General features: G+C 59.7%; 26 protein-coding genes. 15 read left to right on the forward strand and 11 right to left on the reverse strand.

Annotated features, from left to right (window positions below):
• Positions 1-3: 3 nt before the first annotated feature.
• The 4 genes from NK8_RS33930 (at position 4) to NK8_RS33945 (ending at position 1,368) form a co-directional block, all read left to right on the forward strand.
• Positions 4-261, forward strand: coding sequence for a DUF4242 domain-containing protein (locus NK8_RS33930; protein ID WP_213233828.1), 258 nt, complete (start codon positions 4-6; stop codon positions 259-261).
• 442 nt (positions 262-703) lie between these two features.
• On the forward strand, positions 704-970 hold the full coding sequence (locus NK8_RS43830) for an IS3 family transposase (protein ID WP_213233829.1): 267 nt from the start codon (positions 704-706) through the stop codon (positions 968-970).
• 72 nt (positions 971-1,042) lie between these two features.
• Positions 1,043-1,273: a hypothetical protein gene (locus tag NK8_RS43835; RefSeq protein ID WP_367657835.1), complete on the forward strand. Its 231-nt coding sequence runs from the start codon at positions 1,043-1,045 to the stop codon at positions 1,271-1,273.
• Positions 1,189-1,368, forward strand: coding sequence for an integrase core domain-containing protein (locus NK8_RS33945; protein ID WP_301549921.1), 180 nt, complete (start codon positions 1,189-1,191; stop codon positions 1,366-1,368). The genes NK8_RS43835 and NK8_RS33945 overlap by 85 nt, the downstream gene beginning before the upstream one ends.
• Before the next feature lie 2 nt (positions 1,369-1,370).
• On the opposite strand, the gene NK8_RS33950 is transcribed toward NK8_RS33945, so the two are convergent.
• From NK8_RS33950 to NK8_RS33965, 4 genes are all read right to left on the reverse strand, one after another.
• Positions 1,371-1,751 (reverse strand): response regulator, encoded by a 381-nt coding sequence (locus NK8_RS33950; protein WP_213233833.1) that lies wholly within the window; start codon positions 1,749-1,751, stop codon positions 1,371-1,373.
• Positions 1,752-2,167: 416 nt separating this feature from the next.
• Positions 2,168-2,389: a hypothetical protein gene (locus tag NK8_RS33955; protein ID WP_213233835.1), complete on the reverse strand. Its 222-nt coding sequence runs from the start codon at positions 2,387-2,389 to the stop codon at positions 2,168-2,170.
• Between the two features lie 287 nt (positions 2,390-2,676).
• Positions 2,677-2,946: a DUF1488 family protein gene (locus NK8_RS33960; protein WP_213233836.1), complete on the reverse strand. Its 270-nt coding sequence runs from the start codon at positions 2,944-2,946 to the stop codon at positions 2,677-2,679.
• 106 nt (positions 2,947-3,052) lie between these two features.
• On the reverse strand, positions 3,053-4,264 hold the full coding sequence (locus tag NK8_RS33965; protein ID WP_213233838.1) for a tyrosine-type recombinase/integrase: 1,212 nt from the start codon (positions 4,262-4,264) through the stop codon (positions 3,053-3,055).
• 150 nt (positions 4,265-4,414) lie between these two features.
• On the opposite strand from NK8_RS33965, the gene NK8_RS33970 reads away from it, so the two are divergent.
• From NK8_RS33970 to NK8_RS33980, 3 genes are all read left to right on the forward strand, one after another.
• Positions 4,415-5,422, forward strand: a complete 1,008-nt coding sequence (locus NK8_RS33970) for a DNA-binding protein (protein WP_213233839.1) — start codon at positions 4,415-4,417, stop codon at positions 5,420-5,422.
• A gap of 82 nt (positions 5,423-5,504) precedes the next feature.
• Positions 5,505-5,780: a hypothetical protein gene (locus tag NK8_RS33975; protein ID WP_061121713.1), complete on the forward strand. Its 276-nt coding sequence runs from the start codon at positions 5,505-5,507 to the stop codon at positions 5,778-5,780.
• Between the two features lie 72 nt (positions 5,781-5,852).
• Positions 5,853-6,131 (forward strand): HU family DNA-binding protein, encoded by a 279-nt coding sequence (locus tag NK8_RS33980; RefSeq protein ID WP_014253199.1) that lies wholly within the window; start codon positions 5,853-5,855, stop codon positions 6,129-6,131.
• 28 nt (positions 6,132-6,159) lie between these two features.
• On the opposite strand, the gene NK8_RS33985 is transcribed toward NK8_RS33980, so the two are convergent.
• Positions 6,160-6,336, reverse strand: a complete 177-nt coding sequence (locus tag NK8_RS33985) for a hypothetical protein (protein WP_225936603.1) — start codon at positions 6,334-6,336, stop codon at positions 6,160-6,162.
• A 126-nt stretch (positions 6,337-6,462) separates the two neighbouring features.
• Here NK8_RS33985 and NK8_RS33990 point away from each other — a divergent pair, with 126 nt between their 5' ends.
• The 3 genes from NK8_RS33990 (at position 6,463) to NK8_RS34000 (ending at position 8,705) form a co-directional block, all read left to right on the forward strand.
• Positions 6,463-6,903: an SET domain-containing protein gene (locus tag NK8_RS33990; protein ID WP_187608299.1), complete on the forward strand. Its 441-nt coding sequence runs from the start codon at positions 6,463-6,465 to the stop codon at positions 6,901-6,903.
• A 111-nt stretch (positions 6,904-7,014) separates the two neighbouring features.
• Entirely contained in the window at positions 7,015-8,223 is a 1,209-nt protein-coding gene (locus tag NK8_RS33995; RefSeq protein ID WP_213233840.1) for a hypothetical protein, read from the forward strand.
• A gap of 173 nt (positions 8,224-8,396) precedes the next feature.
• Positions 8,397-8,705, forward strand: a complete 309-nt coding sequence (locus tag NK8_RS34000) for a hypothetical protein (RefSeq protein ID WP_213233841.1) — start codon at positions 8,397-8,399, stop codon at positions 8,703-8,705.
• Between the two features lie 142 nt (positions 8,706-8,847).
• Here NK8_RS34000 and NK8_RS34005 read toward each other — a convergent pair whose 3' ends face one another.
• Positions 8,848-10,065 carry a hypothetical protein gene (locus NK8_RS34005; protein ID WP_367657836.1) on the reverse strand — a complete coding sequence of 406 codons (1,218 nt, stop codon included), beginning with the start codon at positions 10,063-10,065 and terminating at the stop codon, positions 8,848-8,850.
• 296 nt (positions 10,066-10,361) lie between these two features.
• Positions 10,362-10,769, reverse strand: coding sequence for a hypothetical protein (locus tag NK8_RS34010; protein ID WP_225936604.1), 408 nt, complete (start codon positions 10,767-10,769; stop codon positions 10,362-10,364).
• A 342-nt stretch (positions 10,770-11,111) separates the two neighbouring features.
• Here NK8_RS34010 and NK8_RS43080 point away from each other — a divergent pair, with 342 nt between their 5' ends.
• The 3 genes from NK8_RS43080 (at position 11,112) to NK8_RS34020 (ending at position 12,710) form a co-directional block, all read left to right on the forward strand.
• Entirely contained in the window at positions 11,112-11,543 is a 432-nt protein-coding gene (locus NK8_RS43080; protein ID WP_225936605.1) for a hypothetical protein, read from the forward strand.
• Positions 11,540-12,001 carry a hypothetical protein gene (locus NK8_RS43085; RefSeq protein WP_225936606.1) on the forward strand — a complete coding sequence of 154 codons (462 nt, stop codon included), beginning with the start codon at positions 11,540-11,542 and terminating at the stop codon, positions 11,999-12,001. Before NK8_RS43080 ends, NK8_RS43085 begins: the two co-directional genes overlap by 4 nt.
• A gap of 409 nt (positions 12,002-12,410) precedes the next feature.
• On the forward strand, positions 12,411-12,710 hold the full coding sequence (locus NK8_RS34020) for a DUF4148 domain-containing protein (protein WP_213233844.1): 300 nt from the start codon (positions 12,411-12,413) through the stop codon (positions 12,708-12,710).
• A 159-nt stretch (positions 12,711-12,869) separates the two neighbouring features.
• Here the strand turns inward: NK8_RS34020 and NK8_RS34025 are convergent, their stop codons facing one another.
• From NK8_RS34025 to NK8_RS34035, 4 genes are all read right to left on the reverse strand, one after another.
• On the reverse strand, positions 12,870-13,169 hold the full coding sequence (locus tag NK8_RS34025) for a type II toxin-antitoxin system RelE/ParE family toxin (RefSeq protein WP_213233846.1): 300 nt from the start codon (positions 13,167-13,169) through the stop codon (positions 12,870-12,872).
• Entirely contained in the window at positions 13,166-13,423 is a 258-nt protein-coding gene (locus NK8_RS34030; RefSeq protein ID WP_213233848.1) for a type II toxin-antitoxin system ParD family antitoxin, read from the reverse strand. Before NK8_RS34030 ends, NK8_RS34025 begins: the two co-directional genes overlap by 4 nt.
• Before the next feature lie 923 nt (positions 13,424-14,346).
• Entirely contained in the window at positions 14,347-14,616 is a 270-nt protein-coding gene (locus NK8_RS43090; protein ID WP_225936607.1) for a hypothetical protein, read from the reverse strand.
• Between the two features lie 1,812 nt (positions 14,617-16,428).
• Complete coding sequence (locus NK8_RS34035) at positions 16,429-16,806, reverse strand: hypothetical protein (protein WP_213233849.1); 378 nt, start codon at positions 16,804-16,806, stop codon at positions 16,429-16,431.
• 901 nt (positions 16,807-17,707) lie between these two features.
• Between NK8_RS34035 and NK8_RS34040 the strand changes: the two genes are divergently transcribed.
• Entirely contained in the window at positions 17,708-18,970 is a 1,263-nt protein-coding gene (locus tag NK8_RS34040; RefSeq protein ID WP_213233850.1) for an HNH endonuclease, read from the forward strand.
• A 429-nt stretch (positions 18,971-19,399) separates the two neighbouring features.
• Entirely contained in the window at positions 19,400-20,188 is a 789-nt protein-coding gene (locus tag NK8_RS34045) for a hypothetical protein (protein WP_213233851.1), read from the forward strand.
• Positions 20,189-20,396 lie beyond the last annotated feature (208 nt).

Consider the following 20,396-nt stretch of genomic DNA (forward strand, 5'->3'; position numbering starts at 1 on the left):
GCCATGCCACGGTTCATGATTGAACGCAATTTTGCGGAACAACTCGAGGTGACAAGTGACAGCGCAGCGAATGTGAAGCGAATCAACGACGAGGAAGGCGTGGAGTGGCTCTTTTCGTTTCTCAGCGCAGACAAGAAAAAGACTTATTGCCTGTATGAGGCACCCGATGCCGAGGCCATCCGCGCCGCGGCACGCCGCGCAAATCTGCCGGCTGATGTGATCATCGAGGTAAGCGACTTGCGGCCGGAAATGTTCGGCTAGATGTCGCTGGACAGAGTCTGTGATCTTAGGGCTGCAGCGATGCAATGATGGGATCGCTGACCACGCCTTCGGGCAGCACCGTGATCAACGATCGACGCGTTCACGACTGCGCGGAAGTATGTCGACTCGTTCTTAAAGTGCGAACATGACGCCGAAAGGCACGCAGGCGCTCTACTGCATGTCGCCGATTTCATGCGGGTACGTCCACGACCGTTGCTCCTCGAAAGCGGCTGCCGGAAATAACGGAGGGGTTTTCGTGCTGACCTATATTCCGCACACTGGCGCAGGTAAATAACCGATCCGACAGTGATAAACATCAGACACAGGCCGGACATACCTAACTGTTTCGCCCTCACTTGAGATTGACCCGCCAAGACGGATATCTATCGATTACTACCCGTGGCTAGCACGCGAGCCATCAAAGCATTCGCGTAGCGCTCAGTTGCTTGCGCGCATTCGTACGCTCCATGCGAGTTCGCGCGGTACATATGGGGCGCCACGCATCCATCCGCAGCTCGAGCGCGAAGCCGTGCACGTTGGACGTAAGCGGGTAGCGCGCCTGATGCGCATCGCGGGCCTATGCGGTGCAGTCGACGGGGATGGTCACACACTACACGACGACGTTCGGCAGCTCGGCTTGCGCCGGACTTCATACGCCGACACTTCAGCGCGGGGGGCCGAAGATACTGTGAGTGACAGATGCCACTGATATCACGAGCGAAGGGTTCTTCTAGTTGGCCGTGTGCTTGATGTTTTCAGCCGGCGCACCGTTGGCTTGGCGATGCCGAACCATCTTTATACCGAGCCCATGTTGCGCGCCCTGGACAGGGCTCTCCAGCAGCGACGTCGCGAGGGCGTGATTCTGCATTCCGACCAAGGGGTCCAATACGCATCCATTGCCTTTGGCGACGCTGCCGCGAGGCCGGCGTGCAGCCGGCGATGGGTACAGCCGGCGACGCTTACAACAACGCGACGTGCGAGTCATTCTTCGGCACGCTCGAAGCTGAGTTGATGTCACGCGAACACTTCGCGACCCATGACCAGGCACGGCGGCGCATCGTCTCGTTCATGAAAATTTGGTACAACGCTTCCGCCAACAACAGATAGCTCTAGGCCTGCAACACGGTCTTCGCGTCGCGGCTGCAGCGAGCGTCGTCGATGACCTGCATGAGCGCCTCGAACGAGAAAGGCTTCTGCAGACTGACATCGAAGAGCTGAGCAGTTTCTCTCTGACGGTCTGCGTCTCCCGTCATTGAGACGAGAAAAACCCCGGAGAGAATCGGCGTTTCCCTCAGCGAACGCGCGACAATGCTGCCCATGATGTCGGGGAGGTTCTCGTCAAGGAAAGTGATGTCAAAAGCACCGGTGCGAAGGAGCGTGAGCGCGGTTTTGCCATCGTAGCCCACGGCAGCACAGTGGCCATAGCAATCCAATAAGAAGGCAAGACTGTCCGCGACTGACACATCGTCGTCAATAACGAGCACTTTCATTCAATATTTCCTATTGCAAGAAGTTCGTGGCGCTGCCAAGAATTCTTCTTATGTAATGGATTATTGAATGGCGTTGCCTCCTGCGATTTGCACTGATGCAAGGTCGAGATGGCAACTATAGCGGACGATGAAAGCTATTTGTATGTGTCAAGACGTCGCCAATACGCGTTTAATTTGTGCAACCCAGTCGGGCGGCCGACTAACCGGGCAGAGTGCCGCGCTTGCGAAACAACTCAGCACGCGCTCACGATCATGGGGCGGTCCAGCGGGCTGCTGTACTCCCGCAAGCAGCCTTTGATCTTCCGACAGCCTGAGTGGCCGATGTGGGTCGATTTCGCCCCTTGGGGCGCTGTGAGTAAGCAGCTCTGTGTTCGGCTGCGATCGTGGAGCGCGTGTTACTGGATGGAGCTCGCAAGTTATGAGCGGAGCTGGAGAGCGATCTCTTCGAGCGTGTGCGGAATGCTGAGTTGAGCGTCGAGCGGGCCGGCGATGCTGTAGCCACCATTTCCGGCGGCGTCGACGACTATCAGAGCTACGCAGGCGGCGCCCGTTGCCTCTCTGACTTGTGCGGCGAGTTCGCTGAATTGTCCGGGTGAGCCCGGTGCATGCGCGATCACTTTGGGAACCTGGTTGCTCATGTTTTGAATCCCGAAAGATATAGGCAATTTGGCCCGCCGCGAAGAACCCGGTTTCGCGACGCGATCGATCCGCGACACGACACAGGATGTCCGCCCAACGGGGAAGGGCAATGCGCACCCACCGAAAAATAAGGCACAGAGCGTCGCGCGGCAATCTCCCAAAGGAACGGCCGCGAGATGGCGGTCGGCGACCGCACAATTTTGCAACTAATCGTCTGCCCCGCGAACGACCTCCACAGCTGCGCCAGCAACACATGCCACTAGCGTGATCCAGATAGGACTCTCGCTCAGCCGTGGGAGAAGTCGGCCGTCGTTAATTCGAGGCGGGTCGATGGATGCGCGAGTAGCTTGCGATGCGCAACGGCGTGAATACGGTGGACGCCATCGTGGAAGGTCTTCAACATCTTGGCATCATCCGCATCGGCTGGCAGCCAGAAACAGGCCTCCAGCGCGGCACGCACAATCATGCATTTGACTGCGCCGTTCTTTCCCGCTAGGACGAAGGTCACGCCGCGTCGGTTAGTCGAAATCTGTGCTTCAAAGTCAAGGGCTTCCATGGCGAGTTCATCGTGTTGCGCGGTCAAGCGATTTTGGCATGACCTCGCCCGGTTTGGGAGACGTGCCGCTCGAACGGGCGCAAGACACCGATGATGTCCGGTTCAGTCACCAGTCTACCCGGTGCTTTTCTTCGGTCTCTTGATGGCGCCGATCGTCGTCGACGTGCAAATAGATGCTGGTCGTCGTCAGCGAGGCATGGCCGAGGTTGTCGCGCACCATGCGCAGGTCAATCTTTTGGTCGGCCATGTGCGAGCCGGCACTGTGCCTGAGCCAATGCGCGGACGCTTTTTCGAGCAGATCAGCCCGCGCGCTTGCCGCATCGTCGCGCTCCCGCAGACGCGCGGCGGCACCCGCGAACACGTTCTTGACGATGGCGTGAAGCGCCGCGCGCGTGAGCGGCGCGCAGGTTTCTGTGCGTTCGTTTGACGCCGTGGCGCCGATCGGCAACACGAGCGGCGTGTCTTCGTTGGGCGACGGCAGGGTGCTCAAGCCGAGGTGCTGCCGATAGCGGGACAGTTCCATCATCATCTCGCGCGTGGCCGGCACGAGCCGTTGCTTGTCGCCTTTGCCGTGCACGGCCAGCCACCAGCGCAGCGCGCCGTCCGCATCGTGTCGCACGAAGAACTGGCCCATGGTATTTGCGCCGACCTCTGCAATGCGCAGGCCGCCGAGATAGAGCAGAGTGAATAACCATCGGACGCGGTACGCGTGGGCTTTTTCCCGGTCCGTTTGCTTGGGCATCGTCGCAATGAAGTCCTTGACCTCCTGCCACACGCTCGGCTCCAGATAGCGGGTGATACGAGGCGCCGCGTGGCGCGTGCGTTGGCGCGAGAGCGATAGCGGATTGCCGGCGAGATAACCGGCCTGCACCAGCCACGAGAACATCACGTTCAGGATGACGGTCGCCTGGCGTTGACTGGACGGCGACAGCGGACCGTAGAACGGCCGCCAGCGCGCGTCGCTGCGCGGATGCTTGCGTCCGCCCCCGGCCACCCATGTGCCGGCAGGCTGCGGGTCGGCGAGAAACTGCTGATAGCGCAAGCAGTCTTCATGGGTCAAAGAAGAGAGGGGTTTGCGCATCTCGACGACCGACCAGAGCAGGAGCCGTTCGGCTTCCTTGCGGTAATTCTCGAAGGTGGTTTTCGTGTCGACAAAGCGTGACAGCCATGCGCGGATCGCGTCGAGGTCGTGGTCGGCGGCAATCTGGGGGCGCCCTGTCACAGCCCGATTTAGGCCTGCGGAGCCGTTCAGCGGCGCTGGGATGACGACTGCTTCGAGCGGTGCCGGTTGCAATGCATAGGGCGGTGAGAATGGCATAGGGGGGCTTTCAAGTCATGTTCGTTTTGGCGACAGCTCGGCATAGGAATATCAACATTATACGGTTAATGTCAAATCGAAAGCGCCGATGAGTTAGATAAAGAGCGAAATACGTTGTATTATTATTGCATTCTCGGCTCTTACCCGCTTATGTCCGAACCCCTTTCCGACGAAACCCGTCTCGCGGCCGATATCGAGCGCCTCAAGGTCGAATTCCCCAAGACGCGCGAACTCTATCGCGAGGTGTGCGCGCTGCTGTTCTTCCGCTTTGGCGTCGCGCCGACGGCCAATCGCCTCTACAACCTGGTCCGACGCGGCACCATGAGTACGCCGGCTAACGTGTTGAACGAGTTCTGGACAGAGCTGCGCGAGAAAAGCCGGGTGCGCATCGAGCACCCGGACTTGCCGACGGACTTGAGCGGAGCGGCGGGCGAGCTGATCGGGACGCTCTGGACTCGGGCGACGACGTCTGCACAGGCCGAACTGACGTCGCTGCGCGACGAAGTCGAAGCGCGGCGTGCCGAGGCCGAGCAGAAAGTCGTCGCCGCACGGGAAGAGCTGGGTCGCACTGAAACAGCGCTCGAGCAGCGCACGGCGGCGTTGCTCACGGCGCAGGTCGAGATTCGCGAGTTGGAGCGGCAGCAGGCCGAAGAGGCTGCCACGCGCAAGGCGCTCGAGGCGCAGATCAAGCGTCTCGGCGAGGAGGCCGTTGCACGCGAGCGGGAATTGGAGAAAGTACGTGATATTTTCTCGCGGGATCTGGAGAAGCTTCGCGAGACCGCGAGCCGTGCCGAGGAGCGCGTGCGCGCATCGGAAAAGCGGGCACTTCTCGAAATCGATCGGGAACGCAGCGCGACGGCCAAGGCTCAGAAAGAATTGGCCGAGGCGGCCAAGCGGGCAGACAAGCGAGAGGCCGAGCATCGTCGCACCGTCGAAGCGCTGCAGGCGCAGCAGGGCGACACGCGCCATCAGAACGGGGTACTTCAGGGCAAGCTCGCCGCGCTCGAAGCCGCGCATCACGCGCTTCAGGAACAGCTGAAGTCGCTGCGCACCGCGGCGCGGCCGTCGACCCGCGTGCCCGCCCCGGAAGCCCGTTCGGGGCGAGTCGCCCGAAAGGCACCGGCTGTCAAAACGGCGAGCGTGAAAGGTCGCCCGTAGATCATGATCGGATCGCGCCCGCGGTAGGCGCAATCCAAGGCCGAAGGCGCGCGGTGCGCGTGGTCGGAAAAGGAGCGAACAGATGAGAAGATCGGCAGAGAACAAGCTGCGAGTGGTCGCGGTGCGGATCGACCCCGTCATCGAACAGCGGTTGCGGGTGCTGGCCGAGGCCACGGGGCGCAAACAATCGTTCTTTCTGCAGCGAATGATCGAGGAAGGCATCGATGCGATGGAAGAAATCTGGCTGTCGCCGGACACGCTGGCGAAGGTGAGAAATGGTGCTCTGCCCGAACTGCTCGCCGCACAGAGCACCACCTCGGATCTGTTCGATCTGGATGCGACCGACGCAGCCTCGTAGCAGCGACGGTCGCCTGTTTTCGTCGCGGTTCGGTAAGATCGCGTTCGTTTTCACAGTGAGGAAGAGACTTCAATGAACAAGCAGGAACTGATCGACGCCGTGGCGTCGGAGTCGGGTACGAGCAAGGTCGCGGCAGAAGAGACCATCAATGCCGTGTTTGAGACGATTTCGAAAGCAGTGGCTGCCGGTGACGCCGTTCAGCTGATCGGCTTCGGATCGTTTGGGACCGGCGAGCGGGCCGCACGAACGGGTCGAAATCCGCAGACCGGTGAGACGATCGAGATCGCCGCAGCCAAGACCGTCAAATTCACGGCCGGCAAGGGTTTCAAAGACGCCGTCAACCAAGCGTGAACCAAGGCGGCCTCAGTCATGCCGCCGCTTAGAAGAGCTGGTCGTCCAACGGCCGCAGATTGGTCAGCTTGACTGCCGTGAGGCGTTCGGTGCCGTCCGCGTGAATCGACCGGATCATGATCCGTTGGCCACGCGCTTCGCCCAGCACCTCGACGATGCGGTCCTCATAGCGCACAAGCGTGCCGCGAGGCGGTTTGCGTTTCATGCGGCTGCGACCGGTCGAAGAAGGCATAGGGCGTCAAAGCTCGTGCGTCGATCGCATTATGCCAATTCGCAGCGGCGATACCACATCGTTTCGCCGGCTACGGCACAAACAGAGAGGGCAAAGGTTATGCGCCGCATCGTGGTACGTTCTTCGCCGGTCCACGGACGCGGTGTATTTGCACTCACCCAGATCGGGGCTGGTGAGACAGTCCTGGAATACAAGGGCAAGCGCGTGTCTTGGGCACAAGCGCAGCGCCAGTATGCGCGTTCGGCCGCCGAGGACGGCCACACGTTTTACTTCGACCTTGACGACGGGCGCGTGATCGACGGCGCGCAGGGCGGCAACTCGGCGCGCTGGGTCAATCACAGTTGCGCGCCGAACTGCGACACCGAGCAAGATGGCAGCCGGGTTTTCTTCCACGCCCTACGCGACATCAAGCCGGGCGAAGAGTTGTTTATCGACTATCGACTTTTTGTGGAAGGGCGAAAAACTGCTGCGCTCAAAACCCTGTATGCGTGCCGCTGCGGTTCCCACGCCTGTCGAGGGACGATGCTGGCCGGGTCCTGAACCGCCGACCGAATGGTGTCCACGCACCACCGACTATCGCATCCCGACTACGGACCTGCTCGCGACCGCGACGACTTCGACGCACTGAAATGCTGCCGGAACGTGACTGTCATGCCCTCATCAAAATGGACCTTCGCTTCACGCTTCCGACGCAACGCATTTGGATGGCGATCCTCGCTGCCCATCCAACGCCTGAAGGAAGCGGTATCTGAGATTCGTTCGGCCGCCCGCGCCGATGGTGCGCTTGGTGCGGAAGGGGCCGTTCTTCTTCTTGAAAGACTATCGCCCGCACTTGAGCAAGTCGACAGTTCTTCGGGCGCACTGGGCAGCGCGGTCAATCGTGCTATCGAGGCGCTCGTGCCAATCATCGCAGCCGCCGACGTTGAGCCCGCAGCACGGGAGCGCTGGCTGGAAAGGCTTTTCGAGGCGTTGCAGGACGATCAGATGCCCTACATCGAGAGCCTCGGCGAACATTGGGGAAGCTTGTGCGTCACGCCCGAGTTGGCAACTCCATGGGCGGATCGGCTGTTGCCGCTCGTCACGCATGTGCTGGAGGCGGAAGGATTCAACTGCTTCGTCGGCGTGGTGCCGTGCTTGAGTGCGCTCTACGCAGCCGGCCGCTTCGAGGAGATCGTTGAGCTTGTGCGGCGCGATCGCCTAAGTTCCTGGTGGTATCGGCGTTGGGCCGTCGACGCGCTGGTCTGCCTCGGACGTCCGGGCGAAGCACGTCGCCTTGCTGAAGCGAGCCGAGGGCTGAATGCGCCCGAATCCGCAATCGCGCGCACCTGCGAGACGATCCTCCTCGAGTCCGGCATGACCGAGGAAGCGTACGAGCGCTATGCGCTTGCCGCCAATCGTGCAGGCACGTACCTCGCAACTTTCCGCGCGATCACCAAGAAATATCCCGGGAAAGCCCCGGCAACGATCTTGTCGGACCTGGTTCGAAGCGAGCCTGGGTCCGAAGGCAAATGGTTTGCCGCCGCCAAAGACGCCGGGCTGTTCGATCAGGCCATTGCGCTGTCCAGACAGAGCCCGATCGATCCTAAGACGCTCATACGCGCCGCGCGAGATTTCGAGACGAAGCAGTCCCCATTCGCGATGGACTGTGCGCTGTGCGCATTGCAATGGATGGAGGCCGGCTACGGCTATGAGGTGTCGATGAGTGACGTCAACGATGCCTATGATGCCCTCATCGCAGCGGCGAGTGCGAGTCAGGTCTCGAAGGCAGCGGTGGACGATTGCGTGCGACGCCTGATTCGCGATGCGGACTCGCTGGTTGGGCGAGCGTTGCACACGCGCATGGAGGCCGAGCGGCGCTAGACAAGAAGGGAATAGGTTTCTGCTGACGTAGCGCGTCGGCGCCGCTTGCGCATTCGCGGGAGCCCGGCAAGAACCTACCTCTAGCCAAAGTCCAATACACGGCTGCGCATGCTTTCTTGACTTCTCGTGAGCCTCGATACGCTGGTCTCAACGGATCAGGAGACGCACAGCGTATGAAGTCAATCGTAGCAAAGCGAAATCATCAAGTGCCGGATACTTCAGCGGACGTGCCGAAGCGGACGTCCCTGGAAGCGGATCGTGAACTCGCGCATATACAGAAAGTGGTGAAGGCAGTACGGGCAACATCCGTTCCGTTGCCGATAAGCGTTTGCTACTGGAGAGCGCGCCTGCACGAGCTTCGCTTCGCCTATGCGTTACTTCCCGTTCAAGTTGCCCGGCTGTCTGCGCTTGAGATTGACGTCGAGAATATCGCACAAGGACAGGCGGACGTCGGCGCGGGCGACGGACGCCGCGTGGCGTAGTGAGTGAGGCCGGCAAGCGGTCTGTGACCGATGCGGTTCTTACGCGTCGACCCCGACAACTCGGCATTCGCGCACGAAGCCCCGCGCGCAGCGCGAATTCGATCGTCCTGGCGCCCTGTGTTCATAGGTCGTGACGTTGCCGCTAGAGCAGAACCGCCTGTTGTAATAACTCCAACGCCTTCAATTCATCCAAGCGACCGGTGCGTGCCTTGCCGGCGAGCGTCTTCAGGAGCGCCTCTGCGATAGGTGAGATCCCATCGAGACCGTCCAAGTTGGTCGCGGAAGTGGGGGAGGACGGCGTGTCAGCGGGCGGTGACATTGCAACCGCAGGCTGCGACGCCACCGGTGCGGAAACGGCTGCTGGCGTGTTGCTTTCGATGCGTTGCACGGGACCGTCGCGGCGCGTTGCGACTGCACTGCTGAGGTTCTCGTGGTGAGGGCTCGCAACGTGGTCGCCGTCGCCTGCCGCATCGGCTGGCAATGGCTCAATGTGCGCGTTGCTCGGGGCGCTAGGCAGCGCTCGTTCTATCTCGCTGGTCGGCGCCGCCGCGACTTCTGTGTCCTCAGACGCCGCCACAGCGGTGGGCGCCGGTGCTTGGCCAAGTGTGCGCACGCGTGATGTGGGCGCGAGCAGCTGCGCAACTGACTCGGGAATGTCGGCTTCAGCGCGGGGTGTGTCTAGCCACCCCGCAGGCAGACCTAGCCCCGCGGTGAAGCGCTCGGCTTCAGAGTCATCCATGCGCTTTTTACCGTGGAGTCGGTGCGCCATATTCGATCCGCTCAGACCCAAGACTGCGCCGAGCTTGACCTTCGAACCGTTGCGTGTGGTGAGAACGTGAAGGTTGGCCTGCCTGATGCGCTCTACGGTCACACCGCCGTTTGGACGCGCCTGTTTCCGCCCGGCCGCTTGATGCGATTGGTGCGGTGGGGGCGAATCTCCTGCTCTTGCAGCCCAACCGCTTGCCTGCGCAGACGCCTTTTTGGCACGGGTCTTGGTCGCACCCGACGCTTCTTTCGAACTCTTAGACGGCATGGTCGTATCCTTGGACAAACTGCTGACAAGCAGCGATGTCTCCTGCGCACTTGGAAGAAGGGGTGCGTGCTCGATGCCACCTCCATCGACGGTCTCGTCCGCATGGACGAACTCGAGCGGCGCTTTTAGGCGCGCAATCGTCTCCGGCGAAAGGACCGGATGAAGTTGGTCGAAAAAGCCAGAAGGCAGCCCAAGCGTCGTTTCCATATGGAAGGCGGTCTCGGGCGTGAATCGCTCTCCGCGCATCAGTTCGGCGATCCTGATCATGCTTGAGTCGAGCCCCAGCGCGATATTCTCCGCGCCGACCGCATCGACGAGGAATCTCAAGGAACGAGTCTTAATAATCGACGCAGGCGTCGCTGCGCCATTGGTCTCTCTTGAAGGAGGTTGGCCCGGCGCTGGGCGCTTCTGATTCGTCAGGTGATGAGGTGGGCGCCGACTGTTTGACTTGCCCCGATATCCCGCATTCGGTCCGCGGGTTTGACTCATAGGAGAACTCCGGTGCAATGCTTGCAATTTCCACGTTCCATTATATCGGCCGTCGTTCGATCTGAGCGACTATCGCCACGCACGCGCAGTGTGTGGTGCTGGCGGGCGCTTTCGCGCGGCGTGGACCGATTGCGTTAGTGGCGCGCCGCGGTGGACATGAGCGGCGAGGCGCGCCCGCTAGCGGCGAACCGTTTGAGCCTGTGCCGTGCAGCAACATGAACATATCTTGGCGCGCTCGCTAGTTGACGGTCCGCCTGCTGCAACAACGCTTCGAACAACGGCAGATCCGCCGCCTCAAGGTTCCATCGTCGCTCTACCTCGGCGCGTTCCAGGCCGCGCTCGAGAGCCGCTTCAGCGCGTGCATAAATAATTACATCCGTGTCGCCATAACCCGCATCTTGCACAAAGAACGTGCCGTAAACGAGTTGGATAAGCTCGTTGAAAAGATAGGCCGATCCAGCGCCGACCCGACAGGCGGCGAACGTCAAGTGATTCGATAACGCGACGGTCTGCGCCGCCGACGGAGGCAGGGGCAGCAGCATCTCTTTGCTGAGCGGTTTGCGAGACAACGACCGAGCAGCTTGCGAGGAAGGGCGACGAGATGACATCGGGAAAGAAGGAACTGGGGGTGCCTGGAAAACGGATGCCGAAAAATCATAACAGGCTGGAAGGGTGCGTTATTGTGGCGCGTGCCTCGTTGGCGCACGGACAGCCCGACCATTTGTGCATCGGCGAACTTCGGGGCATCTGAATGACGCGTCGCTCTTCTTTTGGCAGTCGACAATCAGCGCAGCGTTTCGTCGAACGATTCATGGCAGCTTCTTCGACGCGGCGAAATCGATTAGCCTGTATCGTCTTCATGGACCTTCTTGAGCGCGACGACAATGCAGCAACTCGACATATTTGCCGACAGCCGGGACGTAGCGCTGCGCAATGATGTGGTGGAGCAGTTGCAGCTTCGCGACGCCGCCGCGGCGCGAACGGCACTCACAGTGCTCGCCGGCGAATACCCGAGCGACAGTGCCCTGCCTTCCATGACGGTGCTTGTCCAGCAACTTGAGAACGCATCAACGCTCGCCGTGACCGACCACGCTCAGTTGGCCGTGATCTGCCGTCACTTTGAGAATGAGGTGGCGCACGCTGCCCGACAAGTTTTGCCCGAGCGGTACGCCCAGTTGTGGATGACACAATGCTGGCGTGAACTCGCTCAGCGCGCCGCAGCGTTGAGGTACCGTGCCGGTGACCCCGACAGTCACGCCGCACCTCTGTGGCTTCGGGCAAGTGACTGGGCCGCTGCAAGCGATGCTATCGAATGATTGAGTCCTGGTGGCGCATTCCATCGCCGCTCGCGTGGATGACCGAGGCGCGCTATCGTTCCGCCGGAGTCGATGCTGCGTGGCCGCTAATTGCGGAGTTGGCGTGGGTGGCGCCGGCCCGGTTCACCGCGCTCATCGTCACCCTGCAGGACGCTTCGCTCAACGTGCTGCATCGACGCTTTGATGCAGATTTCCGAGGCACAGGCGAAATCGAAGATTACGCGTGGTTTCCAGCGTGGCTGCTGATCATCAAACCGGCAGTCACAGGCAGGCTCGGCGAGGCGCGCGTACAGCGCGATCTGCCGGCATCGCGTGCGACTGCCTTACTCGGAGAGATTCTGCGTCGAGAACGTGAAGGCGAACAGCACGAACTGATTGCCCTGCGTCAAGAGATCCGCCGCCTGCATTCGGGCCTTTTTGACATATACATGGCAACGCGGAACGTGCAGCACCGATGAGGCCACGTCGCGTACGTTGCCGGGCCTTGGACCACCGCGTCCCGAACGAAAACCGAATCACTGACTCGGAAAATCTTCGCTGCAGACTTTCGGCTGCGCGTGGAAAGGCGATGCGGACTGTGACGTTTGCACTTCCGGTAGACATTGGATCACCGATCGTGCAGGACGTCGCGCGCCTCCCGAGCGTGTCAATGGTTCCGGTGTCGCGCATGCCAGACGGATGCGACAACGTCGCATCGGAAATCAGCGAAGTTGTCACCGCTCAGTAGCGGTGACATAGGGTTATCCCGAATATAACAAGTATTTGTTGTTCAAAAGCTCATTAATTTTAAGCGGCCGCTTACCTATACTGAAGTCACTGAAACGCAAACAGGGCTGTTTGCGAAAACAAGATTCGGAGGTAAGCATCATGAAGCTCGCAACTATCGTCGTCGCCGCTGCACTCGCCATTCCGGCAGTTTCTTCGTTCGCTCAAAGCCAACCGCTGACCCGCGCGCAAATTAAGGCAGAACTGGTCCAACTCGAACGCGCTGGATATAACCCGAGCATGGATCGCGTGACCTATCCGGCCGAGATTCAAGCAGCCGAAGCGAAGGTCGCGGCGCAGAACGGGCAAACGAGCTACGGCGGCGTGGCTGACACTGCGTCGGCTTCGGGCGGCCCAGCTCACACCGGCAATACCATCGCTCCTGTCTATTTCGGCCACTAATCGACCGGCAGAGCCATGAGGGTCTTGCTCACTACAAGAGGAATGGCCGCTGCGGTGGTACCGCAGACGGCCAGTTTGCCTAATAGCACCTCCGCCACCGGCGTCGCCGATGGCTTGCCCAGCACTTAACTCGTCCTGGGCCTTTTCTCGTGGGTGTGTCTAGGGAAAAAGGATAGCGGCGATGTCTCTGGCGCTATGCAAGACGTGAATTACGTCGATACGCTCGGGTCGCCCAGTGACGCGATAGAAAATCTGGTAACTGCCGTGCACACGATGTCGCACGCCGCGATCTTCGTATCGAGGCACGAGCGGGTAGGCGAGGGGCATATCTGCAAGGCTCATGCACCTGTCACGCATCTCAAGAACGAAGCTCAAGGCGCGGCGTGGATTGTCGCGGGCGATGTAGTCGCCGATGGCCTCAAGCTCGGCTTCCGCAGCCGGTAAGATGCGAACAATCATGCCTTGCTGTCGATCATCGCCTGATACTTAGCCTCAAGCCGGTCGAACACTTGTTGGGCGGGTTTTCCTCGGCCAGCATCTGAATCAACGGTGCCGCGCTCGATCACGGCATCTAACGCGGCAAGCTGCGTCTCGCGATCCTGGATCAATCGCACGCCTTCGCGCAACACTTCGCTCTTTGAGCCGTACCGTCCCGTTTCGACCAGCTTCGTGATGTATCCCTCAAGCTGTTGTCCAAGGTCTGCACTGATCATGGTTGTGCTCTCCAGGCTAGTCATCCCACAGTATAACACTTATTAACTATTATCAAGCCTAGTCAGCGCCGTCTGCTGAAAGGACCGCTGGCAGACATCGGTGCACGAGGAGGCCGGTGTCAATGGTTTTCAAAAAAAGACCGCTGACGAGAAGTGGGACGATACGGTTGTAGAAGTCCATCGGCTCCGCGATCGCCCGCGAACCTGCACCTTGCAGGGCCTAGCGGAAAGCGTTCGTGCACTCCGTGCACGATGTTGGCATTGACGAGGCACGCAGCCGGATCGGTAAAGGCGGCGACAAGCTGCTGTCGGCGTTTGTCTCCACATGCCAGATCCGCGATCACGGGCAGCCCTGAAGCGCGGCGCGGCAACCATCACAAGGCACATTGCTTGCCGCTTTTGCGGCGATTCCCGGCCCGTCAACGAAGTCGGCGAAAAGAGGAGGGCCGCACTGCTCGCTAATCGGCCTTTGCGGACGCTCGCCGCTTATCCGCCGTGCGGCTGTAGCTCGCCGCATCGCCGTCATTCGCGACGCAATCCAGGATAGCGCCGGTTCTCGGACCGGCGACAAACCTGATGTATCAAGAAGGACGTTCACCATTCACAACAACGGCGACGAAGAGCGCAGTCGGCGGCAGGAATATGCCTGGAGTGAATCTAAAATGCCCCCATTGTCTGGTCTCTGAATGTCCGCGTAGCCGCGCCTGGCCTGCATGCTCGAGCACGCGACGTCGTCCGGCTCAATCGAGCCGTTTTACGGCCTTGCAGAAAACGAGGAATTCAGCTTGCTCAGCGCGGCGTAATGCGCTCAGCTGCTAAGCCCGCACATCGAGCGAATTAAACGGTACGCACTCGCAGTCGGCCTTGCCAATACAGCAACGGCGCTGAGATCCATCGCACCGGGTCGTTGCCTCGCCGCCTTCTCACCTGGACGGATCTATCGTGCCTTCCTTGCCAGTGTACGGATTCACGTTCCCCTTTGACGACCAGTTATCGTATTTTGTCTCATTGGGGTTAGTCTGGTGATGCCCAGCTACATACGTGCCGTTGCTACGTGTATACCCGCTAACGTAGTGCTCGCCCGTACCGCTCGAGTGATAACTGCTGTGTCCGCTAGAGAAGCCGCCGCCACGTGCGAAAGACGTCGCGGAGATCACACAAAGCGTACAAACTATCGTGGTTTTAATAATCATGTTGGTCCCCTCAAGGTCAGTCATTGTTCAGGTTGGTGCTAACCGCGATCAGCGAGCAAATACTATCGTCATGACGAGCGTTTGACCATCCTATAGTTGACACTTTCTAAATGATGAGTTGCGTGCCGTACATTCCCTTGATTTGCGCCGGGGGCGTTGACCAGCATTTACGGAGTCCGCCCTTACTAGCGGCGCCGCTCTCCATCGCCGCTTTTATCATTCCGCTCTCTTCGAGTTGGTGCAGTAGCAGCTCGCGTATTCGTAATGTCCGTTCCACGCCTATCACGCCGATCGTCGCTGAGAGCCTGATTGATAATTCTCGAGACAGAAAGCGAAGGCGTATGGCCTCAAGAATCGCCATCCGCCGCCGTTAAGCTGATCAACCAGATAAGAGGAACCTCCCCTTGAAGAACGCCGTGCTTCTCGCGCTCGTTGCATCGTTGTCGGGTTGCGCCAGCTGGTGCGACAACAGCGAAGACCGCGAGAAATGTCTAAATCGCGTCCACGTTGCACAGGCGGTAGGTGCTGTAGTCGCCGTCGTTGGCGTCGTTGCGCTCGCGGCCCGCAGTGGTGGTGGAGGCGGTACGACCGACAATTCATACAAAGGCAACTGCCAGTACGACTGGCAAATCGCGGCAGATGGCTCGCGCTGCGGACTGAGATCCGCGGAATCACGTCCCGGTGGCTTCTAAACTCGGCTGCTTCGAAGCGGATAATGCTTTTACCGCGTTGAGTGCATGGGACAATGCTAATGGAAAACGGCCTTCGACTAGCTCATTTCCGGAGTGCTTTCCAGCCGCGTCAATCTTGATGCGGTATCGCTTAAGCGCCGGAAGCGAATCAACAGGAAACTCGACGTGCAGTGGCTGCACGCGGCCGAGCTTTGAATCTCTAACTTGTTCGACGTGAACTGTTTCCCTGAAAAAATGCCTCGCTTCATTTTGAAAACACTAGCTTTTTCGGTCCTTGCAATCAGCATGCTGACTACGGGCACTGCGAACGCTAACGACAGCCCCGAGCTTTTTCATTGTTTCCCGTCTGCATTGTTTGGGAAACCACGAAGTAAAAACTCGGGGGTTCGTGATGTGACGATTCAACGCGCCAAGCGCGACACGGGCGTCCGATACATGACTGCCAGTAACCGAGAGCACTCCGCTGCCGTCTAGTAACGGCAGCGATATCAGCCCAGAGTTACTGGATCTGCCTCTCGATGGTCCAGACCTATCCCCGCTGGAAGATAGGGACTAGGTATTGCAGTGGTTGGTGGAAGAGCGACAGTGGCGAAACCTTGTTGAGCTGCATTCGATCAGATTCCTAGCTCTTGTTGTTGATTGCTACACCGACAGCCGCGGCGTCGTTCACCTACGGCTTTGGATTTACTTCTTCTGATTCCAATGGATGCCTGGGATCGGTTGGGGCCATCGGTTTAACCTATTTTAGCGGGAGGGCGTGCGCGGCGGTGGGCGGCGGATCTACGAGGGCTGTGCGCAGTTTCCGCGAGAAGCCTCCGCTGTTCGAAGAGAGCGGAGGTTGGGTTTCCCGCCTAGACGCCTTGAGCGCAGCGTCGGAGCTACGGAGGGAAGCGCATCCCTTGGGAGTCAACTCGGGGAAATGGCCGCTCTGTGGCCAAGCAAGCGCTCGCACAGGGTCGACGCGTGCCGTCCGTCGGGCAGTACGCGGGCTAGAAGCGGCCACGCGACGGACACTCGAGTCGTTGACAATTGACGATAGGGCGCCCGTGATGCGAAGAGCGCATGAAGCAGAAGCATAATCGGTGGCAGCTGGATACCTTGACGATGAAAAGCGCCACCCTCAAACCTTATCGAAAATGGGCTTGAGAATGCTGCGTGAGTCTTCGGTCGACCTCACAAGGCGACACGCGACTACGGTCCCGTCGGGAAGCTTTACGTCCGCTTGGCCGAGTGACTTCAGGCGTTGGCGTTCCTGCAAAAGCCAGCTTTCAGGCCATACGTTCGCGCTCGCGTCCTTGCCTGGAACAAGGCCCAGAGCTCTCAGCGCAGCGTGTAGCGAGTTGTGAGCGGATCGCCTTCGCTTGCCGTTGACGCTCAGGACGATGCACAAATGTTTGATATCTTTCGATGCGTACTCCGAGCCGACTTGCGATGCTTCCGGCAACGCGAGTGCCGCGTCGATGCGTGATTCGCGTGTTGCATTTTCTGATGCCTTCATGATGATCCTCTTTCCGCTTCGCCTTTTCCTTTGGACCGCCGATTATGCGCCCACTCTGTACCGAAGAGCTGTGATTGTCGACGACGCATTCGTCCTCGAAAGAGCTGGAGGCCCCCTTCCGGTTCGTCAAGACTTGTGCGCCGGTTTCGGAAGTCGACGTTTACTGCGCCGCATCGCGAATGACAGCAAAGCTGCGCGCTGCAGCCGCACGCAGGAAGAACGGCGAGCGTCGGCTATGGCCGAAACGTCGGCGCCCGCCGTCGCTGCAGAGCACGAAAGTGGCGTCCGTTCGCGTGACCAAACTCGTTGTCGCTTGAACAGATGCTATGACCCGAGACCAGCCCGCGAGTATCGAAAGCCCGAACGACCGCTGACGAAACATCGATGGATAAAAAGGGACAAGTCTTAGGATGGCCGTGAGTTCGCGCAGCGCTGCAGCGCTGCGAGTAAGGGTTCTCGGATTAACGGCGTCTAGTCGCTCGGGCGGAAAGAGGGGGCACTGCGTGCTCGGAAAGACTTAGAAGCAGGGGTTTGCCCAGCGCTCAGCAAGGCGCGAGCAGCCGCGATACGCGACCGAAACAACCTGCACCGTCCGGTGCCAGCGCCGGTGCGGGTTGACCCAGGAAAACGGATGGCGCGGCGGCTTACCCAGGATGATCTCCTCGGGTCGGTGTGGAGCGGTTTGAACCAGCAGCAGTCGACGCGGGCAGGTCAACACTCTGAGACTGATGAAGACATCTCTGCCCCTGCGGGCAACACCTGGCCAGAGGCGAAGGGCACGCACTCGCGAAGCACCTGCAGCGCAGAAGGCGGGAGGTGGCCGGTGCCTTGCGAAGCCATGCGGCAGGTAGGATAAGATTTCCTGCCGGTCTCGTTCCGCCTCATCCAAAAACGACAAATTATGAGCAAATACGCCCCGCTCGGTGTTTACCTTCAGCAGGCGACCGCCAGCGATCTCACGCTGACCTTCGACCAAGTCGAGCAGATCATCGGAACCAATCTGCCGCCATCCGCTTCAAAGCACGACGAATGGTGGCAAAACTCAACGCCTGGAAGCGACTCACACGTGCAGGCGCTCGCGTGGATGACCACAGGTTGGCGCAAGTTGCGCGTCGATCGGTCCGCGCGTTATGTGACCTTTGCTCGCGCCGGGAGCAATCCCGACGCAGAAGCTCTGGAGAACCTGGCGCCGCGACGCAAGGAGGTGATCTACGACATCCTGCAGCGGGCGAGTATTTCGGTCGAAAGATGGCATTGGACAAAGGACCAAATCGAGGTTGAGGACTTCCGCTCGAACCCGCAGTTCTGCTACAACTGGTCGTTTGGCTCCATCGCTGAAGGTTACGTCCTGTGCCTGTGGCATGGGACGCTGCAAGCGGACGGCGGCGTCCTTTACTTCGCCGAGTCAGTGCTCGACACGGCCAACGAGTTGCGGCGCATCGCCGACGATCGAACAAAATCCGCGTCAGCCCGGTCGCGAACATCTGACCAGTCGGTTCGCGCCCTGAACCTCGACGCGGCGATACGCGAGTCCTACGCCCGACGACTGCCGGTGCGCGTCATCGTGTGTGCCGGCGACCAGCGCGCGCGCAACGAACTTGCAGAGAAGGCATCGGCGGTGAGCCGGCGCATTCTCGACAGCGAGCTCTGGTACGTGCACCGCCATGACCCTGTGTCCGGCGAGTGCAGGATCGTTCGCGGCGTGAAGCCCGACCTTGAGGCCATGGACGTCAGCCACGGTGCAGAGGATGCCGATGAGACCGACGACGTCGTCCAGCAGAGCGCGATCAAGACCCGGCGGGGTCAGCGTCCCTTTCGCGACGGTCTGCTCGCTGCGTACCGCCGCCGGTGCGCGGTAACTGGCTCAATGGTTGATGCGGTCCTGGAGGCGGCGCACATCGTGCCTCATGCTGAAAAGACGGACTACAAGACGCGCAACGGCATTCTGTTGCGCGCCGACATTCACACGTTGTTCGACGAGCACCTGCTCACCGTCGACACACGCTACCGCGTGAAGCTCTCGAAACTGCTCCGGCACTCTGAATACGGAGACCTGGACGGTAAGTCTCTAAAAGTTCTGCCGGAGCGGTCCGAGGACCAGCCGTCCGTCAAAGCGTTGGAGCAGCGCCTGATAACCTTTGATGCCAAAGAGGCGAAGCGGTGACGCAATGAAAAAGCCAGCTTGGTCGGTCGGCTTGGCTGGGCTCTTTGCATCAGCGTCTGAAATCGTCCAATTTCTCTGAAGGCGGAAACATCGAATGAGCGAATACGGCTGATCTTCTCCAGCGCCACAAACATCCCTTTCTTCTGTGATAAATGTGGATGGTGCCCAAGATTGTCGACAGCAAAACACAAGCTGTCCAGCTGTCCTAACACTAGGCAAAAAACCTTAGTTTGCGACGCGATGCTGCCTCGAGAGCAGCAGCTGTGTCACGCAAATGGTCGGCCAATCTGCCGGGTCTCGCTTCGTCTGCTCGACCTGCGGACGTTCGATTCGGCAATATCCGGGCCGGCGACGGCTTATTTCGCGTCGCCTGCTCTACCGCGTGTCTTCTGTATGTTGCGCAAGTGAAATTAACCACCGAGAAAGACATTGAAGTCATCCATTGTCCCTTCGACCTCTCCAGCGCTATCAGCGATTTCGACTGACTTCGAGGCCCAACTCAAGAAGTACTGTCGCAGGGATATGGGCGACCATCTGCGCCCCTTCGCTCCCAATAGGAACTGGAAGTCCGCAAAAATTTTCATCGTGGGGACGAACCCAGCTACGCCACTGCGAAACCAATTCGAAAGCTACGATAGTTACTGGGACTGCTTGACTCGCGATACGGAAAAATTCCAGGAAATTTACACGCTAGCTCGCGGCCCGGCGAAGTCGAAGGGTACCACGGTCAATTTAAAGGTCTTGATCGACCTGCTCGGCAGCGAGGACTGCCTGGTCACCAATGCCTGCTGGTATCCGACCACGCGACGCCAAGCGATTCCTAGGCAAGAGCGTACTCGCCATCATGATGCATTGCGGCTTCTCATCCAATTTTGTCGACCGAAAGCGATTTTATTTCATGGTAATCCAGCTATCGGATTCGCCGAGAACGTTTACGGTCTAAATCTTGACCGCCGACAACCCGTGGCGCTACAAGACGTTGCTTGCGGCGACACGTTGTTTCTTGCCTATCCGCATTTGAGCGGAATGGGTCTTGAGAATGGGGAAACGTTCTCGTTCCGAGAGGATGTTGTCGATTCGTCGCGCGCATTCGGCGTCATATTTCGACGCAATGATGCGAGCGTCAGGAGTAGTTTCAGCCGGCCTACGTTTTCGGTGCACGGCCGTCCGCCGGCGACGTCAGCAATCCGCCAAGCTGCTGACGTTGAACGCGACTAGCCCCAATGTCAGCTAAGGCCGATGGGCAGAAGCATATCGCGAAGGCTAGCGTCAGTCTCCGGTCTGCTTGCTGAGCCGGGAACCGCGCCAACAGCTGTGACAAATTACCTCGTCGCGCCTGTCCTGTAGGGTAGCCCTCTATCAAGTGAATCGGCATTCCAAACGAGGAACTACGATCGCGCGATCGAAAGCAAGCTGCGCAGGAGCG

It is taken from the genome of Caballeronia sp. NK8 (assembly GCF_018408855.1).
GTDB lineage: Bacteria > Pseudomonadota > Gammaproteobacteria > Burkholderiales > Burkholderiaceae > Caballeronia.

Coding starts and splice junctions, on each gene's coding strand:
- NK8_RS43090 (WP_225936607.1), bottom strand. CDS start 14,616: ATGATTATTAAAACCACGATAGTTTGTACGCTTTGTGTGATCTCCGCG.
- NK8_RS33960 (WP_213233836.1), bottom strand. CDS start 2,946: ATGGAAGCCCTTGACTTTGAAGCACAGATTTCGACTAACCGACGCGGC.
- NK8_RS33950 (WP_213233833.1), bottom strand. CDS start 1,751: ATGAAAGTGCTCGTTATTGACGACGATGTGTCAGTCGCGGACAGTCTT.
- NK8_RS33990 (WP_187608299.1), top strand. CDS start 6,463: ATGCGCCGCATCGTGGTACGTTCTTCGCCGGTCCACGGACGCGGTGTA.
- NK8_RS33965 (WP_213233838.1), bottom strand. CDS start 4,264: ATGCCATTCTCACCGCCCTATGCATTGCAACCGGCACCGCTCGAAGCA.
- NK8_RS34000 (WP_213233841.1), top strand. CDS start 8,397: ATGAAGTCAATCGTAGCAAAGCGAAATCATCAAGTGCCGGATACTTCA.
- NK8_RS33975 (WP_061121713.1), top strand. CDS start 5,505: ATGAGAAGATCGGCAGAGAACAAGCTGCGAGTGGTCGCGGTGCGGATC.
- NK8_RS43835 (WP_367657835.1), top strand. CDS start 1,043: ATGCCGAACCATCTTTATACCGAGCCCATGTTGCGCGCCCTGGACAGG.
- NK8_RS33980 (WP_014253199.1), top strand. CDS start 5,853: ATGAACAAGCAGGAACTGATCGACGCCGTGGCGTCGGAGTCGGGTACG.
- NK8_RS33995 (WP_213233840.1), top strand. CDS start 7,015: ATGCCCTCATCAAAATGGACCTTCGCTTCACGCTTCCGACGCAACGCA.
- NK8_RS34025 (WP_213233846.1), bottom strand. CDS start 13,169: ATGATTGTTCGCATCTTACCGGCTGCGGAAGCCGAGCTTGAGGCCATC.
- NK8_RS33930 (WP_213233828.1), top strand. CDS start 4: ATGCCACGGTTCATGATTGAACGCAATTTTGCGGAACAACTCGAGGTG.
- NK8_RS34040 (WP_213233850.1), top strand. CDS start 17,708: ATGAGCAAATACGCCCCGCTCGGTGTTTACCTTCAGCAGGCGACCGCC.
- NK8_RS34030 (WP_213233848.1), bottom strand. CDS start 13,423: ATGATCAGTGCAGACCTTGGACAACAGCTTGAGGGATACATCACGAAG.
- NK8_RS43080 (WP_225936605.1), top strand. CDS start 11,112: ATGCAGCAACTCGACATATTTGCCGACAGCCGGGACGTAGCGCTGCGC.
- NK8_RS34035 (WP_213233849.1), bottom strand. CDS start 16,806: ATGAAGGCATCAGAAAATGCAACACGCGAATCACGCATCGACGCGGCA.
- NK8_RS34010 (WP_225936604.1), bottom strand. CDS start 10,769: ATGCTGCTGCCCCTGCCTCCGTCGGCGGCGCAGACCGTCGCGTTATCG.
- NK8_RS43085 (WP_225936606.1), top strand. CDS start 11,540: ATGATTGAGTCCTGGTGGCGCATTCCATCGCCGCTCGCGTGGATGACC.
- NK8_RS34020 (WP_213233844.1), top strand. CDS start 12,411: ATGAAGCTCGCAACTATCGTCGTCGCCGCTGCACTCGCCATTCCGGCA.
- NK8_RS33970 (WP_213233839.1), top strand. CDS start 4,415: ATGTCCGAACCCCTTTCCGACGAAACCCGTCTCGCGGCCGATATCGAG.
- NK8_RS33985 (WP_225936603.1), bottom strand. CDS start 6,336: ATGAAACGCAAACCGCCTCGCGGCACGCTTGTGCGCTATGAGGACCGC.
- NK8_RS33955 (WP_213233835.1), bottom strand. CDS start 2,389: ATGAGCAACCAGGTTCCCAAAGTGATCGCGCATGCACCGGGCTCACCC.